This window comes from Athalassotoga sp. (assembly GCF_049965695.1).
In the GTDB taxonomy this organism is placed as follows: domain Bacteria; phylum Thermotogota; class Thermotogae; order Mesoaciditogales; family Mesoaciditogaceae; genus Athalassotoga.
Map to the genome: position 1 here is coordinate 1 of NZ_JBMFWB010000015.1, position 18,744 is coordinate 18,744.

At 39.5% G+C, this 18,744-nt stretch carries 14 protein-coding genes; 6 read left to right on the top strand and 8 right to left on the bottom strand.

The window, feature by feature from the left end:
- Positions 1 to 937 (bottom strand): Gfo/Idh/MocA family protein (locus ACP5NR_RS05980; RefSeq protein ID WP_428006105.1); only part of this gene is annotated, 937 nt, incomplete at its 3' end.
- A 96-nt stretch (positions 938 to 1,033) separates the two neighbouring features.
- Between ACP5NR_RS05980 and ACP5NR_RS05985 the strand changes: the two genes are divergently transcribed.
- From ACP5NR_RS05985 to ACP5NR_RS05995, 3 genes are all read left to right on the top strand, one after another.
- Entirely contained in the window at positions 1,034 to 2,848 is a 1,815-nt protein-coding gene (locus ACP5NR_RS05985; protein ID WP_428005241.1) for a penicillin-binding protein, read from the top strand.
- Positions 2,849 to 2,911: 63 nt separating this feature from the next.
- The gene (locus ACP5NR_RS05990) at positions 2,912 to 6,028 is read left to right on the top strand and encodes a S41 family peptidase (RefSeq protein WP_428006106.1); all 3,117 of its coding nucleotides are present in this window, start codon (positions 2,912 to 2,914) and stop codon (positions 6,026 to 6,028) included.
- Positions 6,029 to 6,039: 11 nt separating this feature from the next.
- On the top strand, positions 6,040 to 7,179 hold the full coding sequence (locus tag ACP5NR_RS05995; RefSeq protein ID WP_428006107.1) for a mechanosensitive ion channel family protein: 1,140 nt from the start codon (positions 6,040 to 6,042) through the stop codon (positions 7,177 to 7,179).
- Between the two features lie 227 nt (positions 7,180 to 7,406).
- On the opposite strand, the gene ACP5NR_RS06000 is transcribed toward ACP5NR_RS05995, so the two are convergent.
- From ACP5NR_RS06000 to ACP5NR_RS06025, 6 genes are all read right to left on the bottom strand, one after another.
- Positions 7,407 to 7,706 carry a helix-turn-helix transcriptional regulator gene (locus ACP5NR_RS06000; RefSeq protein WP_428006108.1) on the bottom strand — a complete coding sequence of 100 codons (300 nt, stop codon included), beginning with the start codon at positions 7,704 to 7,706 and terminating at the stop codon, positions 7,407 to 7,409.
- Positions 7,703 to 8,086 carry a type II toxin-antitoxin system RelE/ParE family toxin gene (locus ACP5NR_RS06005; protein WP_428006109.1) on the bottom strand — a complete coding sequence of 128 codons (384 nt, stop codon included), beginning with the start codon at positions 8,084 to 8,086 and terminating at the stop codon, positions 7,703 to 7,705. The genes ACP5NR_RS06000 and ACP5NR_RS06005 overlap by 4 nt, the downstream gene beginning before the upstream one ends.
- Positions 8,087 to 8,242: 156 nt before the next feature.
- Positions 8,243 to 9,430, bottom strand: a complete 1,188-nt coding sequence (locus tag ACP5NR_RS06010) for a glycerate kinase type-2 family protein (RefSeq protein ID WP_428006110.1) — start codon at positions 9,428 to 9,430, stop codon at positions 8,243 to 8,245.
- 414 nt (positions 9,431 to 9,844) lie between these two features.
- Positions 9,845 to 10,276: a hypothetical protein gene (locus ACP5NR_RS06015; protein WP_428006111.1), complete on the bottom strand. Its 432-nt coding sequence runs from the start codon at positions 10,274 to 10,276 to the stop codon at positions 9,845 to 9,847.
- Between the two features lie 220 nt (positions 10,277 to 10,496).
- Positions 10,497 to 11,507: a cytochrome d ubiquinol oxidase subunit II gene (locus tag ACP5NR_RS06020; protein ID WP_428004962.1), complete on the bottom strand. Its 1,011-nt coding sequence runs from the start codon at positions 11,505 to 11,507 to the stop codon at positions 10,497 to 10,499.
- Complete coding sequence (locus tag ACP5NR_RS06025) at positions 11,500 to 12,879, bottom strand: cytochrome ubiquinol oxidase subunit I (protein ID WP_428004963.1); 1,380 nt, start codon at positions 12,877 to 12,879, stop codon at positions 11,500 to 11,502. The genes ACP5NR_RS06020 and ACP5NR_RS06025 overlap by 8 nt, the downstream gene beginning before the upstream one ends.
- Positions 12,880 to 13,125: 246 nt before the next feature.
- Here ACP5NR_RS06025 and ACP5NR_RS06030 point away from each other — a divergent pair, with 246 nt between their 5' ends.
- The 3 genes from ACP5NR_RS06030 to ACP5NR_RS06040 all read left to right on the top strand — a co-directional run bounded on the left by ACP5NR_RS06030 (position 13,126) and on the right by ACP5NR_RS06040 (position 17,839).
- Positions 13,126 to 15,003 carry an ABC transporter substrate-binding protein gene (locus tag ACP5NR_RS06030; RefSeq protein WP_428004964.1) on the top strand — a complete coding sequence of 626 codons (1,878 nt, stop codon included), beginning with the start codon at positions 13,126 to 13,128 and terminating at the stop codon, positions 15,001 to 15,003.
- A gap of 143 nt (positions 15,004 to 15,146) precedes the next feature.
- Complete coding sequence (locus ACP5NR_RS06035) at positions 15,147 to 15,797, top strand: M48 family metallopeptidase (RefSeq protein ID WP_428004965.1); 651 nt, start codon at positions 15,147 to 15,149, stop codon at positions 15,795 to 15,797.
- Between the two features lie 14 nt (positions 15,798 to 15,811).
- Positions 15,812 to 17,839, top strand: coding sequence for a YcdB/YcdC domain-containing protein (locus ACP5NR_RS06040; protein ID WP_428004966.1), 2,028 nt, complete (start codon positions 15,812 to 15,814; stop codon positions 17,837 to 17,839).
- 117 nt (positions 17,840 to 17,956) lie between these two features.
- On the opposite strand, the gene ACP5NR_RS06045 is transcribed toward ACP5NR_RS06040, so the two are convergent.
- Positions 17,957 to 18,727, bottom strand: a complete 771-nt coding sequence (locus tag ACP5NR_RS06045) for an SIR2 family NAD-dependent protein deacylase (protein WP_428006112.1) — start codon at positions 18,725 to 18,727, stop codon at positions 17,957 to 17,959.
- Between the last annotated feature and the right edge of the window lie 17 nt (positions 18,728 to 18,744).

Consider the following 18,744-nt stretch of genomic DNA (forward strand, 5'->3'; position numbering starts at 1 on the left):
TCTTCACATCGTAATCCACAAGAGAATGCAGTTCTTCTCCATAAAGCGATATGGATCCTTCGTTATTTTTGGAACCTTTATGTATTGGGTTGTAAGAATCTATCTCGCCTCCCATTTTCGTTCCCAGCATGTCTATATAAAATCTGTCTTCCGCTATGTTGGATGCCCATGAAGTTTCAACAAAAACACTCGATCCATCTTCAAACCTTATGAAAGCAGTAGCAAGATCTTCAACATCATTTTCTTTTCCATCTCTTAGTTTGTCTTTGACATCCGAAGATTCCCATGGATATTTTCCATCTATGTGATATTCTGGAAAGTATTTGTAAGTTGAAGCCGAAACTGAGACTGGTTTAGGATTTCCCATCAAATATCTCGTCAGATCTATCACATGCACCCCTATGTCTATGACAGGTCCTCCGCCGGATTCCTTTTTGACTGTAAACCATCCCTTTGGAGTCCCGCGTCTTCTCATATACCCTATCTTGGCATAATATATCTTTCCAAGTTTTCCTTCATCTATGAATTGCTTCAACTTTTGCGCGTCTCCTCTGAATCTGTTGTTAAATCCCATCATGAGTAACTTTCCCGTTTTTCGAGATGTTTCAAACATACTTTGGGCTTCCTTTGCGTTCATGGCCATCGGCTTTTCGCAAAGTACGGCCTTTCCGGCGTTCAAAGCGTCAATTGTCATTTGGGCATGCAGATAATTCGGCGTGCATATGCTTACAGCATCGATGTCGGGATTTGCCAGTAAATCTTTGTAGTTCGTGTAGGTTTTGGGTATAGAAAATTGCTCCGCAACTTTCTTTAACCTGTTTTCAACGACATCTGCCACCCCGACGATCTCCGCTCCCGCTTCGATGTAAGCGGGAATATGTGCCAGTTGACCTATAAGTCCTGCGCCTATAACACCAACCTTTACATTTTTTGCCATAAAAATTCCTCCATCATTCTTCGATCACTTCTGAAAATTATAACGCATTTTGTAAAAAATTGAACTTTTGTGCATCTCTGTCATGTCAAATTTAATATGGATAAGCGCATACATTTCGTACTTTTGATATTTCTTATCGCACTTTCAATTTACATGGTTCGAAGTTTTGTAATAGCCGCAGATTTCAAAAGAATACAAATCGCAAAAACAGAAGTCACGATACCCGCAAGTTATGGAGACATAATGGGATCGGAAAATCAACCCATAATGCAAAATACTTTAGCATATAATGTCTACATAGACGTAGGTTATGCCAAAGCACTTTCAAAAATAAACGGATGGAAATATCCGGATCGTGTTGTTGAAGCCGTCAAGTACTTTGGGTTAAATCCACGTTCACCTGCGATATCAAAGATAATATCAAATCAAAAGGGTGGCATAGAAGTAGGTTTTGTCAAAGCGCAAAAGATAAAAGATCTTCCCGATGATTTATCCAAATTCTTGAACATACAACGTGCCTACGTTGAGACAAAAACGGCATCTTCTCTCGATGTCATCGCTCAAGCCATAAAAAGCAGATATTTCAAATACATCTCTCCAAAAAAGAACGGTGCTATTTTTTACAACTCATTCGGGCCTTACAATTTGGTATCCGGTATAAAAAATTTTGTTAAACCTTTAAACGGAGATTCGATAATAACGACGATCGATCCATCGATTCAAGCATTTGCTCAGCAGATGATAGACAAAGATGTAAAAGAAAATGACGCACATGGAGGAGAGGTAATAGTTACAGATCCGCAAAACAACGATATCCTGGCCATGGCAAGCACATGGCAGTACGATGCACCGATCATGAATCTGTTTCAGCCGGCATCAACGATGAAACCTTTGATCTTCTGCGAAGCACTTCAGGAAGATGCCGTGAGCACAAGTACGAAATTCAGTGGCCCTTATTACATCCCGGATCCTAAAATTCCGCTTGTTATAAGGGATGCCGAGCCTCATCCATGGCCTGTAAGTCTAAAAGATGCCCTTGTTTATTCTTCCGATGTGGCTGAAATGAAGATAGCCACGAGACTCATCAAGAAAATAGGTCCGCAGGCTTATTACGATTGGTTTTTGAAATTTGGATTCGGCCATAAAACGGGCATAGATTTACCTCAAGAGACCAATGGAATACTTACACCTCCGAACAAATGGTACGGAATAGGCGGTCAAGAAATGGCAATAGGTCAGAGTATAGCAGTTACAGGTATTCAAATGATAACGGCCCTTAACGCCGTTGCCAACGGCGGATACTGGATAAGGCCTCACGTACTTAAAGAAATAATCTCTCCATCGGGAAGCGTTGTTTATTCCTATCATCCATTTATGAGAAAAATATTTGAATCTGAAGTCACAAAAACAGTCAGAAAATTCATGGTTGGAGTCGTTGAAAGAGGAACCGGTATACCGGCACAGATAAAGGGAGTATCGGTCGGTGGCAAAACCGGAACAGCCCAAAAGGCTGAAAACGGTAAAGTTTCTCTTAATGGGCCATGGTTCTCTCTTTTTTACGGATTTTTTCCCGCAAATCATCCAAAGTATTCTATCTACGTGATGATAGATCAGCCTTCCAAAGGGTTGTATTATGGGGAAGACGTTGCCGCTCCTTTAATTCATTCAATAGGCACATACATTTTGAACTTGAACAACAATCGTGAAAAAGTGTATGATTTGCTTTCATACAAAATGCCGAATCTTGAAGGCTTGCCTTTGAACCAAGCACTTTCAATTCTTGAAAGATTTTCTGTGTCTCCAAACAACATCTCATTTTCCGGAAACGGTATTGTGATTTCCCAATCTCCGCCTCCAAACACGCCCTTATCGGAAGTAAAAAATGTAAAACTTAAATTCGGATTAAATTGATAATTTAATTACAGCAGAAATGATGGTAAAATCTTTTTGATAGGATTAATGAGGAGGGATGAAATGCAAGGTTATTACAGATTTCCGCATATACATGAAGAAAAAATCGTTTTCGTTTGCGAAGACGATCTATGGCTTACAGATGTAAAAGGAGAAACTCCGAGACGTCTTACGTCCAATTTAGGTGAAGTCACAATGCCTTACTTTTCACCGGACGGAAAATGGATAGCCTTTGTAGGCCGCGAAGAGGGAAATCCCGAAGTGTACGCTATACCGTCATCCGGAGGAAAAGAAAAAAGAATCACATATCTCGGAAGTACTGCGTGTTCCGTTGCGGGCTGGCACAATGACAGGATAATTTTTGCGACCAATTACGCACAACCTTTTAAAAGAATAACCGAGTTGTGGGAAGTAGACGTCGATGGCAACAACCTTGAAAAACTTCCTTACGGATACTCAAGAAACGTGAGCTTTGGGAAAGGGGTCGTTGTGGGAAGAAACACGATCGATCCGGCAACATGGAAAAGGTACAAAGGTGGTCGTGCCGGAGAAATACTGATAAGTTCAGACGGGAAAAATTTCAACAAATTGATAGATTTGAAAGGAAATTTTGCAAACCCTATGTGGATAGGGGAAAGAATCTATTTTGTCTGCGATCACGAAGGAATAGGGAATATCTATTCCTGCCTTCCGGATGGTCATGATCTGAGAAGGCACACTAACCACGCCGATTTCTACGTAAGAAATGCCTCCACGGACGGTAAAAATATAGTTTACCATAGCGGTGGAAACCTTTACTTTTTAGAAGTAAAAAAGGATCTGGTTTCACAAATACCTGTAGATTATGAAGGATCCCGGGTTCAAACGAACAGAAAGTTCACAGATGCCGCAAAGTATTTGGAAGATTGTGCCCTCTCTTCAGATGGAAAATTTTTAGCACTGAATTCAAGGGGAAAATCACTTTCTTTTGCAAACTGGGAAGGACCCGTGATCTATCACGGTAAAAGCGGTGTAAGGTACAGGTTGAGCAGATATCTGCCAGACGGAAAAAGCATCGTCTTTGCAAGTGACGACGGAAATGAGGATCACATAGAAATCATCGGTTTAGACGATCCTCAAGATCCAAAAAAGATAGAAGTAGATACAGGCAGACCTGTCGAGATAAAAGTTTCACCGAAATCGAACGAAATAGTTTTATCGAACAACAGAAACGAACTCATCTGGATCGATCTTGAAAGTTCAAAATCCAAAGTTATAGACAAAAACACGTATTATCTAATAAATGGATTCAACTGGTCTTCCGATGGAAGATGGATATCTTATGCCTGCAACATAAACAGAACTCAATCTATTATAAAAGTATATGATACCAAATCCGGCGAAATCCATGAAATCACAAAGCCAGTCCTCAAAGATATGATGCCGGTCTTCGATCCGCTTGGAAGATACCTTTACATAATTTCTTTGCGCGTATTCAATCCGGTCTACGACAAAATGAACTTTGCGCTTGGTTTTCCGAAGGGAATGAGACCATATCTTATAACTTTGAGAAAAGACCTTCCATCTCCATTTGTTCCGATACCAAAAGGGTTTAAAGAAGAGAAAGGTACTGAAGAGGTAAAAGATGTCGTCATAGACTTTGACGGAATAAAGGATAGAATATTGCCATTTCCCGTAACTGAAAGCATATACACAAATATCGGCGCGACAAAGGACAAAATATTTTACACGTCCCTCCCTGTTGAAGGAGCCATAACCGACGATATCTTCAGTTTGGAATTGCCGGCCAATGCAACGTTGAAATACTTCGATCTTAATGATCTCGAAGAAAAGACCTTTCTCGATCATGTGTCTAATTTCAAAATTTCCGAAGACGGTTCGGCAATAATCGTAAGAATAAAAAACAGCATAAGGGTTTTGTCAACATCCGCGGAAGTTACAAAAGAAGAAAAAGCAGGAAGGAAGGGCGGATGGATAGATTTAGCGCGAATAAAAATTTCAGTTGATCCCATTCTCGAATGGCAGCAAATGCTTAAAGAAGCATGGAGGCTTCAAAGAGATTATTTCTGGCGTGAAGACATGTCCGGTGTTGAATGGAAAAGAATTCTCGACAAATATTATCCTCTCGTTGAAAGGATATCATCGAGAAGCGAATTTTCTGATCTGATCTGGGAAATGCAGGGAGAACTCGGGACATCTCACGCTTACGAACTTGGCGGAGATTACAGACCGAGGCCTGAATATAAAATGGGATTTCTTGGCGCCGATGTGATTTACGATTCACATCTTGACACTTACCAAATCTCCAGAATAATAGGCGGCGATCCATGGACCGAATACGCACCGCCACTTAAAAGACCCGGAGCGGATGCAAAAGAAGGCGATCTTTTGATCGCCGTAAATGGGCAAAAATTATATAAGAAATTTTCTCCCGCAATGGCACTTGTTAACATGGCAAATCAGGAAGTCCAGTTAACGCTTAAAAGAGGAGAAGAAATAAAAAATGTCTGGATAAAAGTTATCGGCGATGATACACCTTTAAGGTACAGAGAATGGGTCGAGAAAAACAGAAGATACGTTTATGAAAGCACAAATAACCGCGTTGGTTACATCCACATTCCGGACATGATGGCAGTCGGTTATGCCGAGTTTCACAGATCCTTCCTTGCCGAACTCGATAAAGAAGGGTTGATCGTGGATGTGAGGTTCAACAGCGGAGGAGAGGTTTCTCAATTGCTTTTGGAAAAACTCGCAAGAAAAAGAATAGGATATGATTCCACAAGATGGATGGGTGCTCAACCGTATCCGACAGATTCACCTTACGGGCCTGTTATAGCAGTCACAAATGAATATGCAGGATCGGATGGAGATATATTCAGTCATGCCTTCAAACTCATGAAGATAGGAAAACTCATCGGAAGAAGAACGTGGGGTGGAGTCATAGGAATATGGCCGAGGAACTGGCTCGTGGACGGAACGATAACGACCCAACCTGAGATGTCTTTTTGGTTTACGGATGTCGGATGGGGTGTTGAAAATTACGGGACGGATCCTGACATAGAGGTCGATATCTTGCCTCAGGATATCGCAAACGGACGTGATCTCCAACTTGATAAGGCAATAGAAGAAATAATCAAAGAGATGGATCAAAATCCTCCGATCAAGCCATTTGAAAGTTGAGTTGATAAATTTTGACAAATAAACGTACCAAAGCGGAATTGTTCAAGATAATCGCGGAAATTGCCGCCGGAATTGTGCTTGTGATACTTTTTGGCTTTCTTACGGACAGAATTCTTACGGATTTTTTCCCGAAATACAAGGTATATGAACCGTTGATAAACGAAAGTGTCAGATCGATCATCGTCGTTGCCATAGGATTCATGGTTACAAGTACGCTTATAAAGTACATAGAACGAAAAATGGAGTCCAAAAAAGAATCTTACGGTGTCGTAACCATGGTGGTAAGAATAGCGATGTACATCGTCATAATAGCAATAGTGCTTTCTATTTTCCAGATAAGCATAACGGGTGTTCTGGCCGGAAGCACAATAGGTGGCGTTATACTCGGCTTTGCGGTTCAAACCGTTGCATCGAATTTTTTGTCCGGCGTCTTTGCCACCTCTTCGCGAACGATAAAATATGGCGATATAATAGGCATAAATTCATGGATATGGGGAACCCAAACCATCGGAAAAGTTGTGGACATAAAGACTTTCTTCTCGAAGGTTATCACAAAAGATAAAAACGTTATATCGATACCTAATTCTGCCCTTATGGGAAACAGTGTTCTCACAGAATATAAAACCGGCGATGAACCTTACTACACCTATCCTTTAAGTATAACCACCTACGCGGACGTGCCTTCAGATAAGATTATAGACGGCGTGAGAAAAATTATCGATGATGTGGATATTTATCTCAACACGAAATCGGGAATGACAAATGTGTTTTTGGTGCTTTTTAAATTTCACGGAATAGAAGAGTTGAACAAAAAAATGGATGAGATAAACCTTGCCTTTGACAATGTGTACTGGAAAGTAAGATCCGCTTCATATGTCTACGGCAATCAGATATTCTTCCATTTGAAAGACAAAGATGGTTTTTATCTCTATCCATTGAACGTTACGTTAAATTCAGACGTTCAGGCAGAAAAGATCTTATCATACGTGAATAAATCAAAACCCGAACTGGATGTCTATCTTTCAAACAAAAATGGATCGACAAATGTCTTTAGCGCCATTATAAAGTACAAAGACATCGAAGAGATACCAGACCTTATAAACAAAGTAAATCTTCTCTTCGATACGGCTTACAATTCAGAAAAGGTGTAAAATGTTTGATAAGGTGAGTGGTGTAAGTGAAAATAGAATTATACGGGTCTATCAATAGTGTGGGTGATGTGTTATACTTAAATAAATTTAAAAGTCGAATGTTCATTTAATTTAAGCGGATGGCAGGATGCCCTCGAGATGGCCTTCGCAGCGGAGCGAGGACAGACATCGAGTGGGGCACCTGCCGGAGCGATGATTCGGTTAAACTGGTTTAGTATAGTATGGCATCATAATTGAGTATTTACAGTGACTTCCATTCCGAGTTTCGAAATAATTTTGGATACCAAATCTATACGTGGATTAACCTTTCCAGATTCAATTTGGGATATTTTCTGCTGAGTTAGGCCGATTTTTTCCGCTAATTCTCTTTGGGTAAGATGGTTTTTCATTCTGTATTCAATTAGAGCTTCTATAAACTTATATTTAAGTTCGAGAGAATCATAAATATCTCTAATTTCTGGGTGATTTTTTAAAACACGCTCTTTTTCGTTATCGAATGAATATAACTTGACTTTACCTTTGTTCATATATTTATTTCTCCTTTCTTTATAAGATTTATATATCGTTTCATTTTTTTGTATGCCAGATCAATTATATTTGAATTCAATTTTTGTGATTTTTTGATGGCAGAATACAACAAAATGCCAGTTTTTCCTTTGTAAATAAAATAGAATATCCTGTACTGCGCCAGGGTAATTATTCTGAGTTCCTTTAGGACACATCCCTCATATTTGTAATTTTTGAAAGTTTTAGAATAAGGCTCCTCAAGATTATTCCCAAAATGTTCGAGCAATTCTATGGTTCTCACAATTTCGGCATACATTATTTTATCTTCTTTTCTTGAACTTTCAGATAAATCAATGAGTTTCTTATGAAATGCCTTATCGTAAAAGATTTTTATCTTCATAATTTTATTATACACCGTTTTCTATGTAAAATTGCGTTAATTCTAATGAGTGAAATTCTCACTGAAATAATGCCTAACCAGTAATTTTGTAGTTAGCCTTAGAGATATTCAGATAATTAAGCATAGGCGAATAAAATAAATTTTATTCAACATAATTTATTCCACAATCGCAATTTGAATGTCCATAACATTTGTGCCCGTTGGGCCTGTCACGATTGAAAGATTGATTTTATCAAAAAAGTCAAAAGCATCATTTCTTGAAAGAAACTCTTTCGGATCAAGATTAAAGGATTTTGCCATCTCAAATGTTTTACCATCTGCAATGGCACCGTCTGCGGGAGAATTTCCGTCTATGCCATCTGTACCGAAAGATGCAAAGGTTATCTTTTTGTCCTTTACGATCTCAACCATCGCAAGTGCCATTTCTTGATTACGCCCTCCAAGGCCATTCCCTTTGACATTTACCGTGGTCTCTCCACCGCTTATAACGGCCACAGGCTTTTTAAAGTCAGAACTTCCTTTTTCTATTTCCGTATAAATGCCGCCAAGTACACGCGCGACCTCGCGTGCTTCGCCTTGAATTGCGGATCCCAAATAAAAAGAATCGTATCCCACATCCTTTAAAAATCTTCTCGCACTCTCGCATGCATCTTTGTTCGATGCGACTATCACATGATCTACATCTTTTCGTGGCGCGGCATCATCTCTTTGAAATGAGGGAACTTTGATTTTGTACTTTTCCATAATGGCAATTGCATCTTCTGTATTTACACTTTGCGGATAAGTTGGCCCTGAGGCTATCGTTGAGAGATCGTCTCCGACGACATCCGAAATCACAAAGGATACAATTCTCGCTTTTGTAAATCCTGCCAGTTTTCCGCCTTTAACGTACGAAAGAGATTTTCTAACGGTGTTCAATTCGTAAATGTCGGCACCCGATCTCATGAGTTGCTTTGTGATTTCGTTTAGAATTTCAAGATCTACCTTTGGATATTCAAAAAGTGCCGATCCTCCGCCCGATATCGAAAAAATCACAAGGTCCTCGGCAGTTGCAGATCGTATTATTTCTATCGTCCTTTTTGCGGCTTTAACGCTCTCTGCATTCGGAAAAGGATGGCCACCTTGAAAATATTCGATTCTGCCATTATCAGGCAAGGCATCTTCATTTGTAGACACAACGCCGGCACTTATTTCAAAGACCTCGGAGATGGCCTTTGCCATCCCCAAAGAGGCCTTTCCGAATGCCACAAGAAAATTCTTTTTCCCCGGTCTAACAGTACATTTTTCCTTTGTAATTTTGTACGGATCAACCGATTTTATCGTTTTCAAAACGATTTCTTTCAAGATTTGAATATCCATTTGTTCTATTTTACATCACAAATTTCTCGATAACCACGGTATTTCTCTCAAACACCTATGAAATAAGGAAAATTTTGACTTCCAAGATCGCGCTTTTTAAGGGGGGTAAGACAGGGGTGAGTATGATCATACCCTGGGGTGTCCAAAAGTGAAAATGTGGTGATTTTAGAGCGAAATGCTGGAAATGGTTGTCCCACAAGGGATTGCGTGATCTGAAAATTGGAAAAATCGAAATTTTGCTACAAAAATTTACAATCATTTTACCAACAATTATTCAAAGATTATTCTTTATGGATCGTTAACGCAACAAAAGTCACGGATGTAACCACAAAAACGTTTTTTATAAACACAAAATACATAAAAAATCAGTTTGGTAGATATTTGGATTTGTAAAAATTTTCAGAATTTTGGAAATGGGAAAATCATCAACGGCAAAAATGGAAGATGAGATATAACGAGTAAAATTATAAAAATTGAAAACATGTACCAGGTCATACTCGATTTCCTAAAAACATTCTTTAGTTTAATCGGCGCTTTTGTAAATCTTATCGTTATCCCGCAAAAGACGATCCACGCTTCGAAAGCAATTAAGATCCAGTTAACGTAATTTGCAAGCGATTCGAAAAACAAAAGATGAAGCAAAACGGCGGTAAATGCAGATATGTTTCCCACATAATGTATGTAATGCCATGAATCCCCCATTTTCTTCAGCCACTTGAATTTTCTTTTCCCAAAGAAAATCCTTGCTAACAAATTGATAGTCACGTAAAGATTCGCAACTAAAAACAAAGAAGCCGCAACCAATCCCCAGGATAAGCCAATCAAAGCCATAGAATGTAAATCCTTTCATGATATTTTCGTATATTATACCAAACAAAATTCAAATTTCGAATCGCAGCGATGGCGTATGCCTCACCTAATGGCAGGTAGTTTGTGGCTCGTAGCACGTAGAAATTGACAATTTTCGATTGACAATCGTCAATTTTTCTGACATCCATCATCAATTTTCAATCGTACATCATCAATTCGTTTTTTGCCATGTACTGTTACTTCAGTATTCACCATATTTTCCCGCTTTGCTTACCTTACCCCTAAAGTACTTCTTTATGTAAATGTTGTAGGCTATTATGATCGGAATGAAAATTCCTATACCGATCAACATGGCTATCAAACTTTCATTTGGCGAGGCTACATCGACAGCCTTTACATTCGGTGGCACTATGTAAGGGAAGACCTCGACAACTCCGGCGACAAAGATATCGACAACTAACACTAATGTCCAAAAGTATGGCAGTTTATCATTTTTCTTTCTGTAAGCGTTTAAAATTACCATCAAAATTGAAAAAGCGGCAAACAGATACAAAACCGTCAGGATATATTCGTCAGGTCTTGAAAACCAAAATTTCATCTCCGGAAGATTTAAAAAGTGAAGAGAAATCAAAGCAACAACCGTTAAAATCGTTGAGAGTACTGCAGATACAATCGTTCTCGAATAATTCTTGCGCTGAATCTGACCATCCGTTTTCATTGCCACGTAAGCGGCACCCATCATCATGTAACCGAACAAAAATCCAAATGACAGGACAAATGAAATCGGAGTCAAAAAATCCCATGGACCTCCGGCAAAACCATGAGGACCTATTTTTATTCCACCGAAAAGTCCTCCAACGGCAAAGCCCTGACCAAATATGGCTGCAAGACTGCCAAGTCCGAAGATTACATCCCAAAGCCTTTTGTTTTTCGAATGATCTCTTATTTCTATGGCAACCGCTCTGAAGATAAGGCCAAAGATAAGGATCATTATTGGAATGTACAAAGCATTTGCACCTATTGCGTAAACCGCAGGAAAGGCTCCGAATAGAATGCCTCCCGCCATGACGAGCCACGTTTCGTTCGCGTCCCAAAACGGGCCAATAAGCGTGATCTCGGTAGAAATGCGATTTTCATCTTTGTCAAACAGAGTCCATACACCCATACCGAGATCCATTCCGTCCAATATCGCGTAAAGTCCAAGTTCAAAGGCAAGAATTAAAAACCACAGATTTGCAAGGAATTCATGCATTCTTCTTCGCCTCCTTTGTCCAATCCGGTAATGGGCTTTTAAAATCAGGTCCTGCTTTTAATATTTTACGCGTAAACACGACAAAAAGTACGAACAACGTGACGTAAGTCAGAATAAATGCCACTAAAGTGGCCATGACCTGTCCCACCGTAAGGTTCGAAACTCCCTGTGATGTTCTCATTATGCCGTAGATTATCCAAGGCTGTCTTCCGACTTCGCGCGTTATCCAGCCAAGTTCTGTCGCCACGAATCCGAGCGGCAACCCCCAGTACCATATTCTCCAGAACCATTTATGTCTTGAGGTGTTTTCATATTTCAAATTTCCTTTAAACCAATACCAAAGCGCCCATAGCATCATGAAGACCATTACAAAACCTATCAAAACCATCAACCTGAATGAATAAAATGGTAAGATTATCGGTCCTCTGTCCTGTGCGGGAAAGTCTTTCAGACCTTTCACCTGTGCTGTGAAAGATCCCGTATCGAGAAAACTCATAAGGCCTGGAATTGGAGCATTTATGACAAACGAGTTTGTTCCGGCTTCTCTGTCCGGTATGGCTATAAGATGCCATGTTGCACCGATACCCGCGGGATTGGTATTCCAGTGAGATTCCATGGCCGCAAGCGTTGCCGGTTGATATTGACCGACTAACTTTCCAGAAAGATCGCCTAAATAAACTTGAACCGGTGTTGCAAAGATCGCAATTATGATCGAAATTTTAAAGATTTTTAAGAAGAATTCGGTATTTTGTTTTTTTAGCATGTAATAAGCGCTTATGCCGGTAACGAAGAAAACGGTCGTTTCTATGCATGCAACCCACATGTGCCAGAAAGAGATTGTCGCGAATGGATTAAGAATCGCCGTCAAATAGTTTATAGACAAAACAGAGCCGTTTACGATTTTAACACCGGTTGGAGTTTGCATCCATGAATTTGCATCCATTATCCACCATGCCGAAAGTGAAGCACCGAACGCCACCATTACAGTTGAAACAAGATGAACCCTGGGAGAAACTCTGTTCCATCCAAAGATGAAGATCGCCAAAAAGGCAGATTCAAGCGCAAAAGCCATCGACCCCTCGAAGCCTAAAATGTTCCCGAAAAATCCTCCGACAACACCCGAAAATCCAGCCCAATTTGTGCCAAACTCGAATTCAAGCACAAGACCACTTGCGACACCAATACCAAAAGTTAATAAGAAGATCTTCGACCAGAACCTTTCATGCCTGTAATAAACTTCGTTTCTTGTTTTCAACCATGCTATTTCCAATATGACCATCATAAAACTCAAACCGATGCTAAGAAGTGGCCACAACATGTGAAAAGCCGTTGTTACGGCAAATTGGATTCTTGACAAGAAAAGAGGATCCATCTTATGCACCACCTTTTTGATATAATTCAATTGGAATTGATTTTCATTTCAAATTATAGCATAGGAAATGAAAAAAATGTATCCGCGTTAACTTTGTTTTTATCTTTTGTGTAATTTAACACAAGAACTTTATTTGCGTAAAGTCTTTTAGCACATACGAAATTATTTCCCAACATTCATTTGATATGATTAAAATCAGGATATACAACCTACATCTATTGAAGTTGTACGAGGAGGCAAGACGGTATGAAAAAAGTTTTACTCATTCTCTTTGCCATTTCTTTGGTCTTTTTTGCCGTTGGAATGGCACAAAATGTGGTTAATCCGAATACGCTTGTCGAAGAAATCATAGGACCCATTGATTCTTTGGATCCAGCGTGGTCTTACGACACAGCATCCGGAGAGGTCATATGGCAGTTGTATGACAATTTGATTCAGTACGATGGCACATCCACCACAAAATTTTTGCCGATGTTATCGACAAATGTTCCATCGCTTTCAGACGGGACCATTCTTGACAACGGAAAAACATACGTATTTCACATCAGACAAAATGTCTATTTCCACAACGGGGATATTTTGACTCCACAAGACGTTGTTTATTCACTTGAACGTGCAGTTATTTTTGACAGATCTGGAGGGCCTTCATGGATGTTAGCCGGCCCACTTTTCCCGATGATAGACGGTCAATACGTAACATCCATAGTTCAGGTTGTGGCTCAGGAGTTAGGACTTAGTAATCCTTTGAACTATTCAAGTTTATCTTCTTTGGGCATTTTTGAAAATGGGACGAAGAATCCTACCAACGACAAATACAAACAGGCGCTTATCGATACTTTTAACTTACTTGCAAAAGATTTCGAAATCAAGGGTAATGACGTCATAATTCATCTTCCCCAGCCCTATCCGCCATTCCTTGAAATTCTTTCTCACGGATCAAATATTTCGGCCATTTTGGATGAAAAATGGTGTGCAGATCAAAAAGCATGGAACGGTTTAGCGGATGATTGGTGGCTTTATCACAATCCAACGCACGCTGAAGATCCTTTACTTTCGATCGAGAACGGAACGGGACCTTATGCAATCAACTACATGACACCTCAACGAGAGATCTCCTTTGTTCGTTTCGATAAATACTGGGCCGGAGAAGCACCTACGAAATATGCCGTTATAAAATATGTCAATGAATTCACAACAAGACTGCTGGATCTCCAATCCGGTGAGGCCGATACGATATATGTTCCGGTTCAATACTTAACCGAAGTTGAAAACAATAAAAACATAAGGGTTATAAAAGACCTACCGACTCTCAACGTTGACAACATTTATTTCACATGGAATATAAACACCCAGGGAAATTCGTATGTAGGATCGGGAAAATTGGACGGAAATGGAATTCCTTCAGATTTCTTTTCAAATGAAGATGTGAGAAAGGCATTTTCTTATCTTTTCCCATACAAACAATTCATTCAGCAGGGATGGAACAACATGGCAATGCAACCAAACAGCGCAATAATAGAAGGGTTGCCCGGATATGATCCTAACTTGCCAAAATACGAACAAAATTTTCAAAAAGCGACAGAATACTTCAAAAAGGCTTACAACGGGGAAATATGGCAAAAAGGATTCAAATTCACGGCGGTTTACAACACCGGGAATTCTATAAGAGAACTTGCACTTCAGGCTCTTGCCAACGATGCAAGGATTTTGAATCCGAAATTTCAGATAAACGTTGTCGGTGAAACCTGGTCCTCATTCCTTGCGGATTACCTTGCCGGCAGACTTCCGATGTACATGATGGGATGGCAAGCCGACTATCCGGATCCATATGATTTTGCGGATGCTTACTATGCGTCTACCGGTGCTTACGGTTCGACGCTTGGAGCAAGTTATACATCATGGGCGAAAACAAATATGGATCCTCTTGTGAATTCCTTAATGACCACGGTTAATCCTGCTCAGCGCGCGGAAATTGCAAAGCAGATAGCCATGCTCGATCATGAAAATGCGCTTTACATATGGACTGATCAACCTTACGGCTATTGGGTAGAACGTACGTGGGTAAAAGGATGGTATTGGAATGCCATGAGGCCCGGAATAGACTTTTATTCTTTATCCAAATAGGTTCTGAAAACATATCGACAAATCGCCCCGTATTCAAAGATGCGAGGCGATTTTTTTATCAGTCTGTCCAGTCAATCTACCCAAAATATCTCAAGATATCGGCAAGTGGTATAATTAAGCAAATGTGCATCTTGGATGGTTGCGTGAAAATCATAAAATCAAGAAGAAAAACGCTCTCTCTTCAGATAACGGAAGATGCGAATCTGGTTGTCAGAGCGCCAAATTCCATGAGTCGAAAAATCATATACCAAATGATCATAAAACACAAAGACTGGATTGAAAAAAAGCAAAAAGAAATGCTCAGAAGATCACAATTAAAAGACAAAGTCATAAACAGAAAAATGTTCTTATACCTTGGAAATCAATACAAATTGCAGATCGTTAAAGATCAAAAGGTCCCCATGATTTTTGATGAAGGATTTTTCCTTTCTGAAAGTCACTTGAACGATGAAAAGGAAATTCTGTTGAAATGGTATAAAGTCAAATCTTACGAGATAATTGCTGAACGTGTTGACATATATGCTACAAAATATGGTTTTAAATATCGAAAAATTAAGATCACGAGCGCGCAAAAAAGATGGGGATCTTGCTCATCAAATGGTAATTTGAACTTTTCGTGGCGGATCATCATGGCTCCAATGGAAGTCATAGATTACGTTGTAATTCACGAACTTGTGCATCTTGTTGAAAGAAACCATTCGAGATCGTTTTGGGAAAAGGTAAAATCACTTTACCCTCAATACGCAAAATACAACGAATGGTTGAAAGAAAACGGGTATCTTATGAATTTATGAAAGAGGTGACTGTTTTGAAAAAATATCTTTTTGTTTTTTTGATCTTTGTTTTATCCGCAATGATCTTTGGTGAAAATATAAATTCTGGAAAAATAACTTTGCAATCGGCAATAAACATAGCAAAAACTTATTTTGACGTTTCGTCGACTTTCACGAATTTCTCTTTCAATTACAACACATACGATGATCACCAGAACTGGAATTTATCATGGTCGTCTCCGCAGATAAACGATCAATCAAACGGAAGTTTGAACATCACGATTAATGCGTCAAACGGCAACGTTGAAAGCATGAATTACTGGAATCAATCCAAAAATCAACCTAAGTATGTCTTTCCGAAAATTTCAAGAGATCAGGCAAGAAAAATGGCCGAATCATTTTTGAATAAAATAGATTCGAATAAAATAGACCAGTTAATTCACATAAACAACTCGGATCAACTGGTACCTTTAACCCTTCCTCAATCGTACATTTTTGAGTGGGAAAGAACTGTCAACGGTATACCATTCTCAAATGATTACGTTCAAATATCCGTTGATACTCAAAACGGAAGGATAACAAATTACCAAATGAACTGGACAGATCAAAAATTACCCTATCCTTCCGATATTCTTACGCCTGAACAGGCAAAATCCGCATTCTTATCAGACGATCTGTTGACGCTTGAATATTATCCGTTGCAATCCACAACTCAATCGACCGCAATTCTTGTATACGCTTTATCTCAAAATAACGGTGCAATAGATGCCGTAACGGGTAAACCACTTAAACTTGAAGACGATCAATGGCTGAACTGGGGTTATTTTTCTAATATCGTCAACAGCCAGGGTAAAGCACCCGATAAAGAGAACAATCAGGCACAATTGGCAGAAACCAAATTCATAGACGAAAAAACAGCGGTGGATGATTTGAAAAAGATCGTCGAAATTTCGTCAAATCTTGAATTGACAAGTGCAAATCTTGCTTACAACTCAAATGACGGGAGAATTGTGTGGAATCTTTACTGGTGGAATCAAAATGAGGCAAAATCAACTTTAACAGGCACCGTGACATCCATCTTTGCAGGTATAGATGCACTGAATGGATCACTCGATCATCTCTACCTCAATTACCAAAACGAAAGTCCAAAGTCCACTCCTTTAAACGAAAACGAGGCACAAAAGATAGTCGAATCATTTCTTAAGAAGGCACAACCGGCATATTTCAATCAAATAAGATTGAATCCACAGGCCGGATATAAACCTCAAGGTGCATACAATTTTGTCTACGACAGAATTGTCAACGGCATACCATTTCCCGCCAATACCATCAATATAACGGTAAGCGATTTCGGATTGGTGACGAGTTACGGGTCAAATTGGTCAAATGCGTTCTTTGAAGACACAAATGGAATTATACCTTTAAACACGGCAAAACAAATCTTTTTGGATTACAGGCCTTTGGTACTTAATTATGTGAAGATAAACAACGAAAATAATTCGACATCGACTGTAAAACTCGTTTATTTACCGGAAATAAGAAATCCAATCGTATCCAATCTGCTAAACGCCAAGACCGGAGAGCCTATCAACTGGAACGGTATGCCAATTGGCAAAAATGCCACGGCTTACCATTTCAACGACTTGAATTCGACTGAATACGCAACTTATATATCATACCTCGGACAGGCCGGATTGTTTGGAGAGTACGGAGATCTCTTTATGCCTTCCGGAAAGATAACAGTCGAGGATTTTTTAAGAAATCTGCTTGCCGTAAAAAATGGTGCGGATTACGTCGGTTCACTTTCGACAAAGCAAATAATAGATACAGCGGTATACGATGATCTTGTACCATCGACGATAAATCCGAAAAAGTTTCTCGATGAAGAAACACTTTCCGAAATAATGATGAGATTTTTAGGACTTAAGATTGTCGCAAAAGTTTACGGTTATCAAACGCTTGCCATAAAACTTGGAATAACATCCGATTCTTCGTCAGATGTAACGCGTCTTGAGGCAGGTATTTCGATAATAAAAGCCATCGAACTTGGCAATCAAAACTAAATACACGTCAAGCCAATTTCAGGTTTCTAATCTTTAGATCCGGCAGGTACTCTTTCTGTGTCCGATCCGTGCTACACGGTGTTGGTCACTTCGAGGGTATCCCGCCAGATCTAAAGATCATTTGGAATCTAAAGCGGGTCTAGTATAAGCAAGCAGCGATAGTACTTCTTGCGCAAAATGTTCAAGTGGCACTTTAAAGATCAACGATGCTTCTGAATCAAGTTGTGTTGCACCCATATTTACGATCACAAGTTCTCCTTTATTTCGAAGAACGATTTGAGGAAAAGATGCTACCGGATAAACTGCCAGAGAGGTTCCCATGGCAACTATTAAAGTCGAACTTTCGATCATGGCATATGCCTTTTCGATTTCAGATTCAGACAAAGGTTCTCCAAAAAAGATTATATCGGGCTTTATAATCCCACCACATTCACATCTTGCAACTTTATCCGGCGAATTTGAAGTAAGATTGTACATTTCATCTAAAGAATAGACCCTTCCACATCTAAGACAATGACCTTTTTCTATACTTCCATGTACTTCGGCAAGATTTACAGATCCAGCCTTTTTGTGGAGCATGTCTATGTTTTGAGTGATAACACCATTTATGAGATGAAGTGATTCAAGTTTTGCCACCATATGATGAACAACGTTGGGTTTTGCATCCTTCATTGTGAATATGTTATCAGCGGCAAATTTGTAAAAGTAAGATGGATGTGAGAGAAAGTTGTCAAGGCCAAATAATTCTTCTGGATCATATTTTGAATAAATTCCGTTTGGAGATCTGAAATCAGGTATGCCACTCGGCGTACTCACGCCGGCTCCTGTGAGGATGGCAACTTTTCCGGCATGTGCTTTAAGTTTATCAAGAAAAATTTTTGAATCCATAACGATCATCTCCCAAA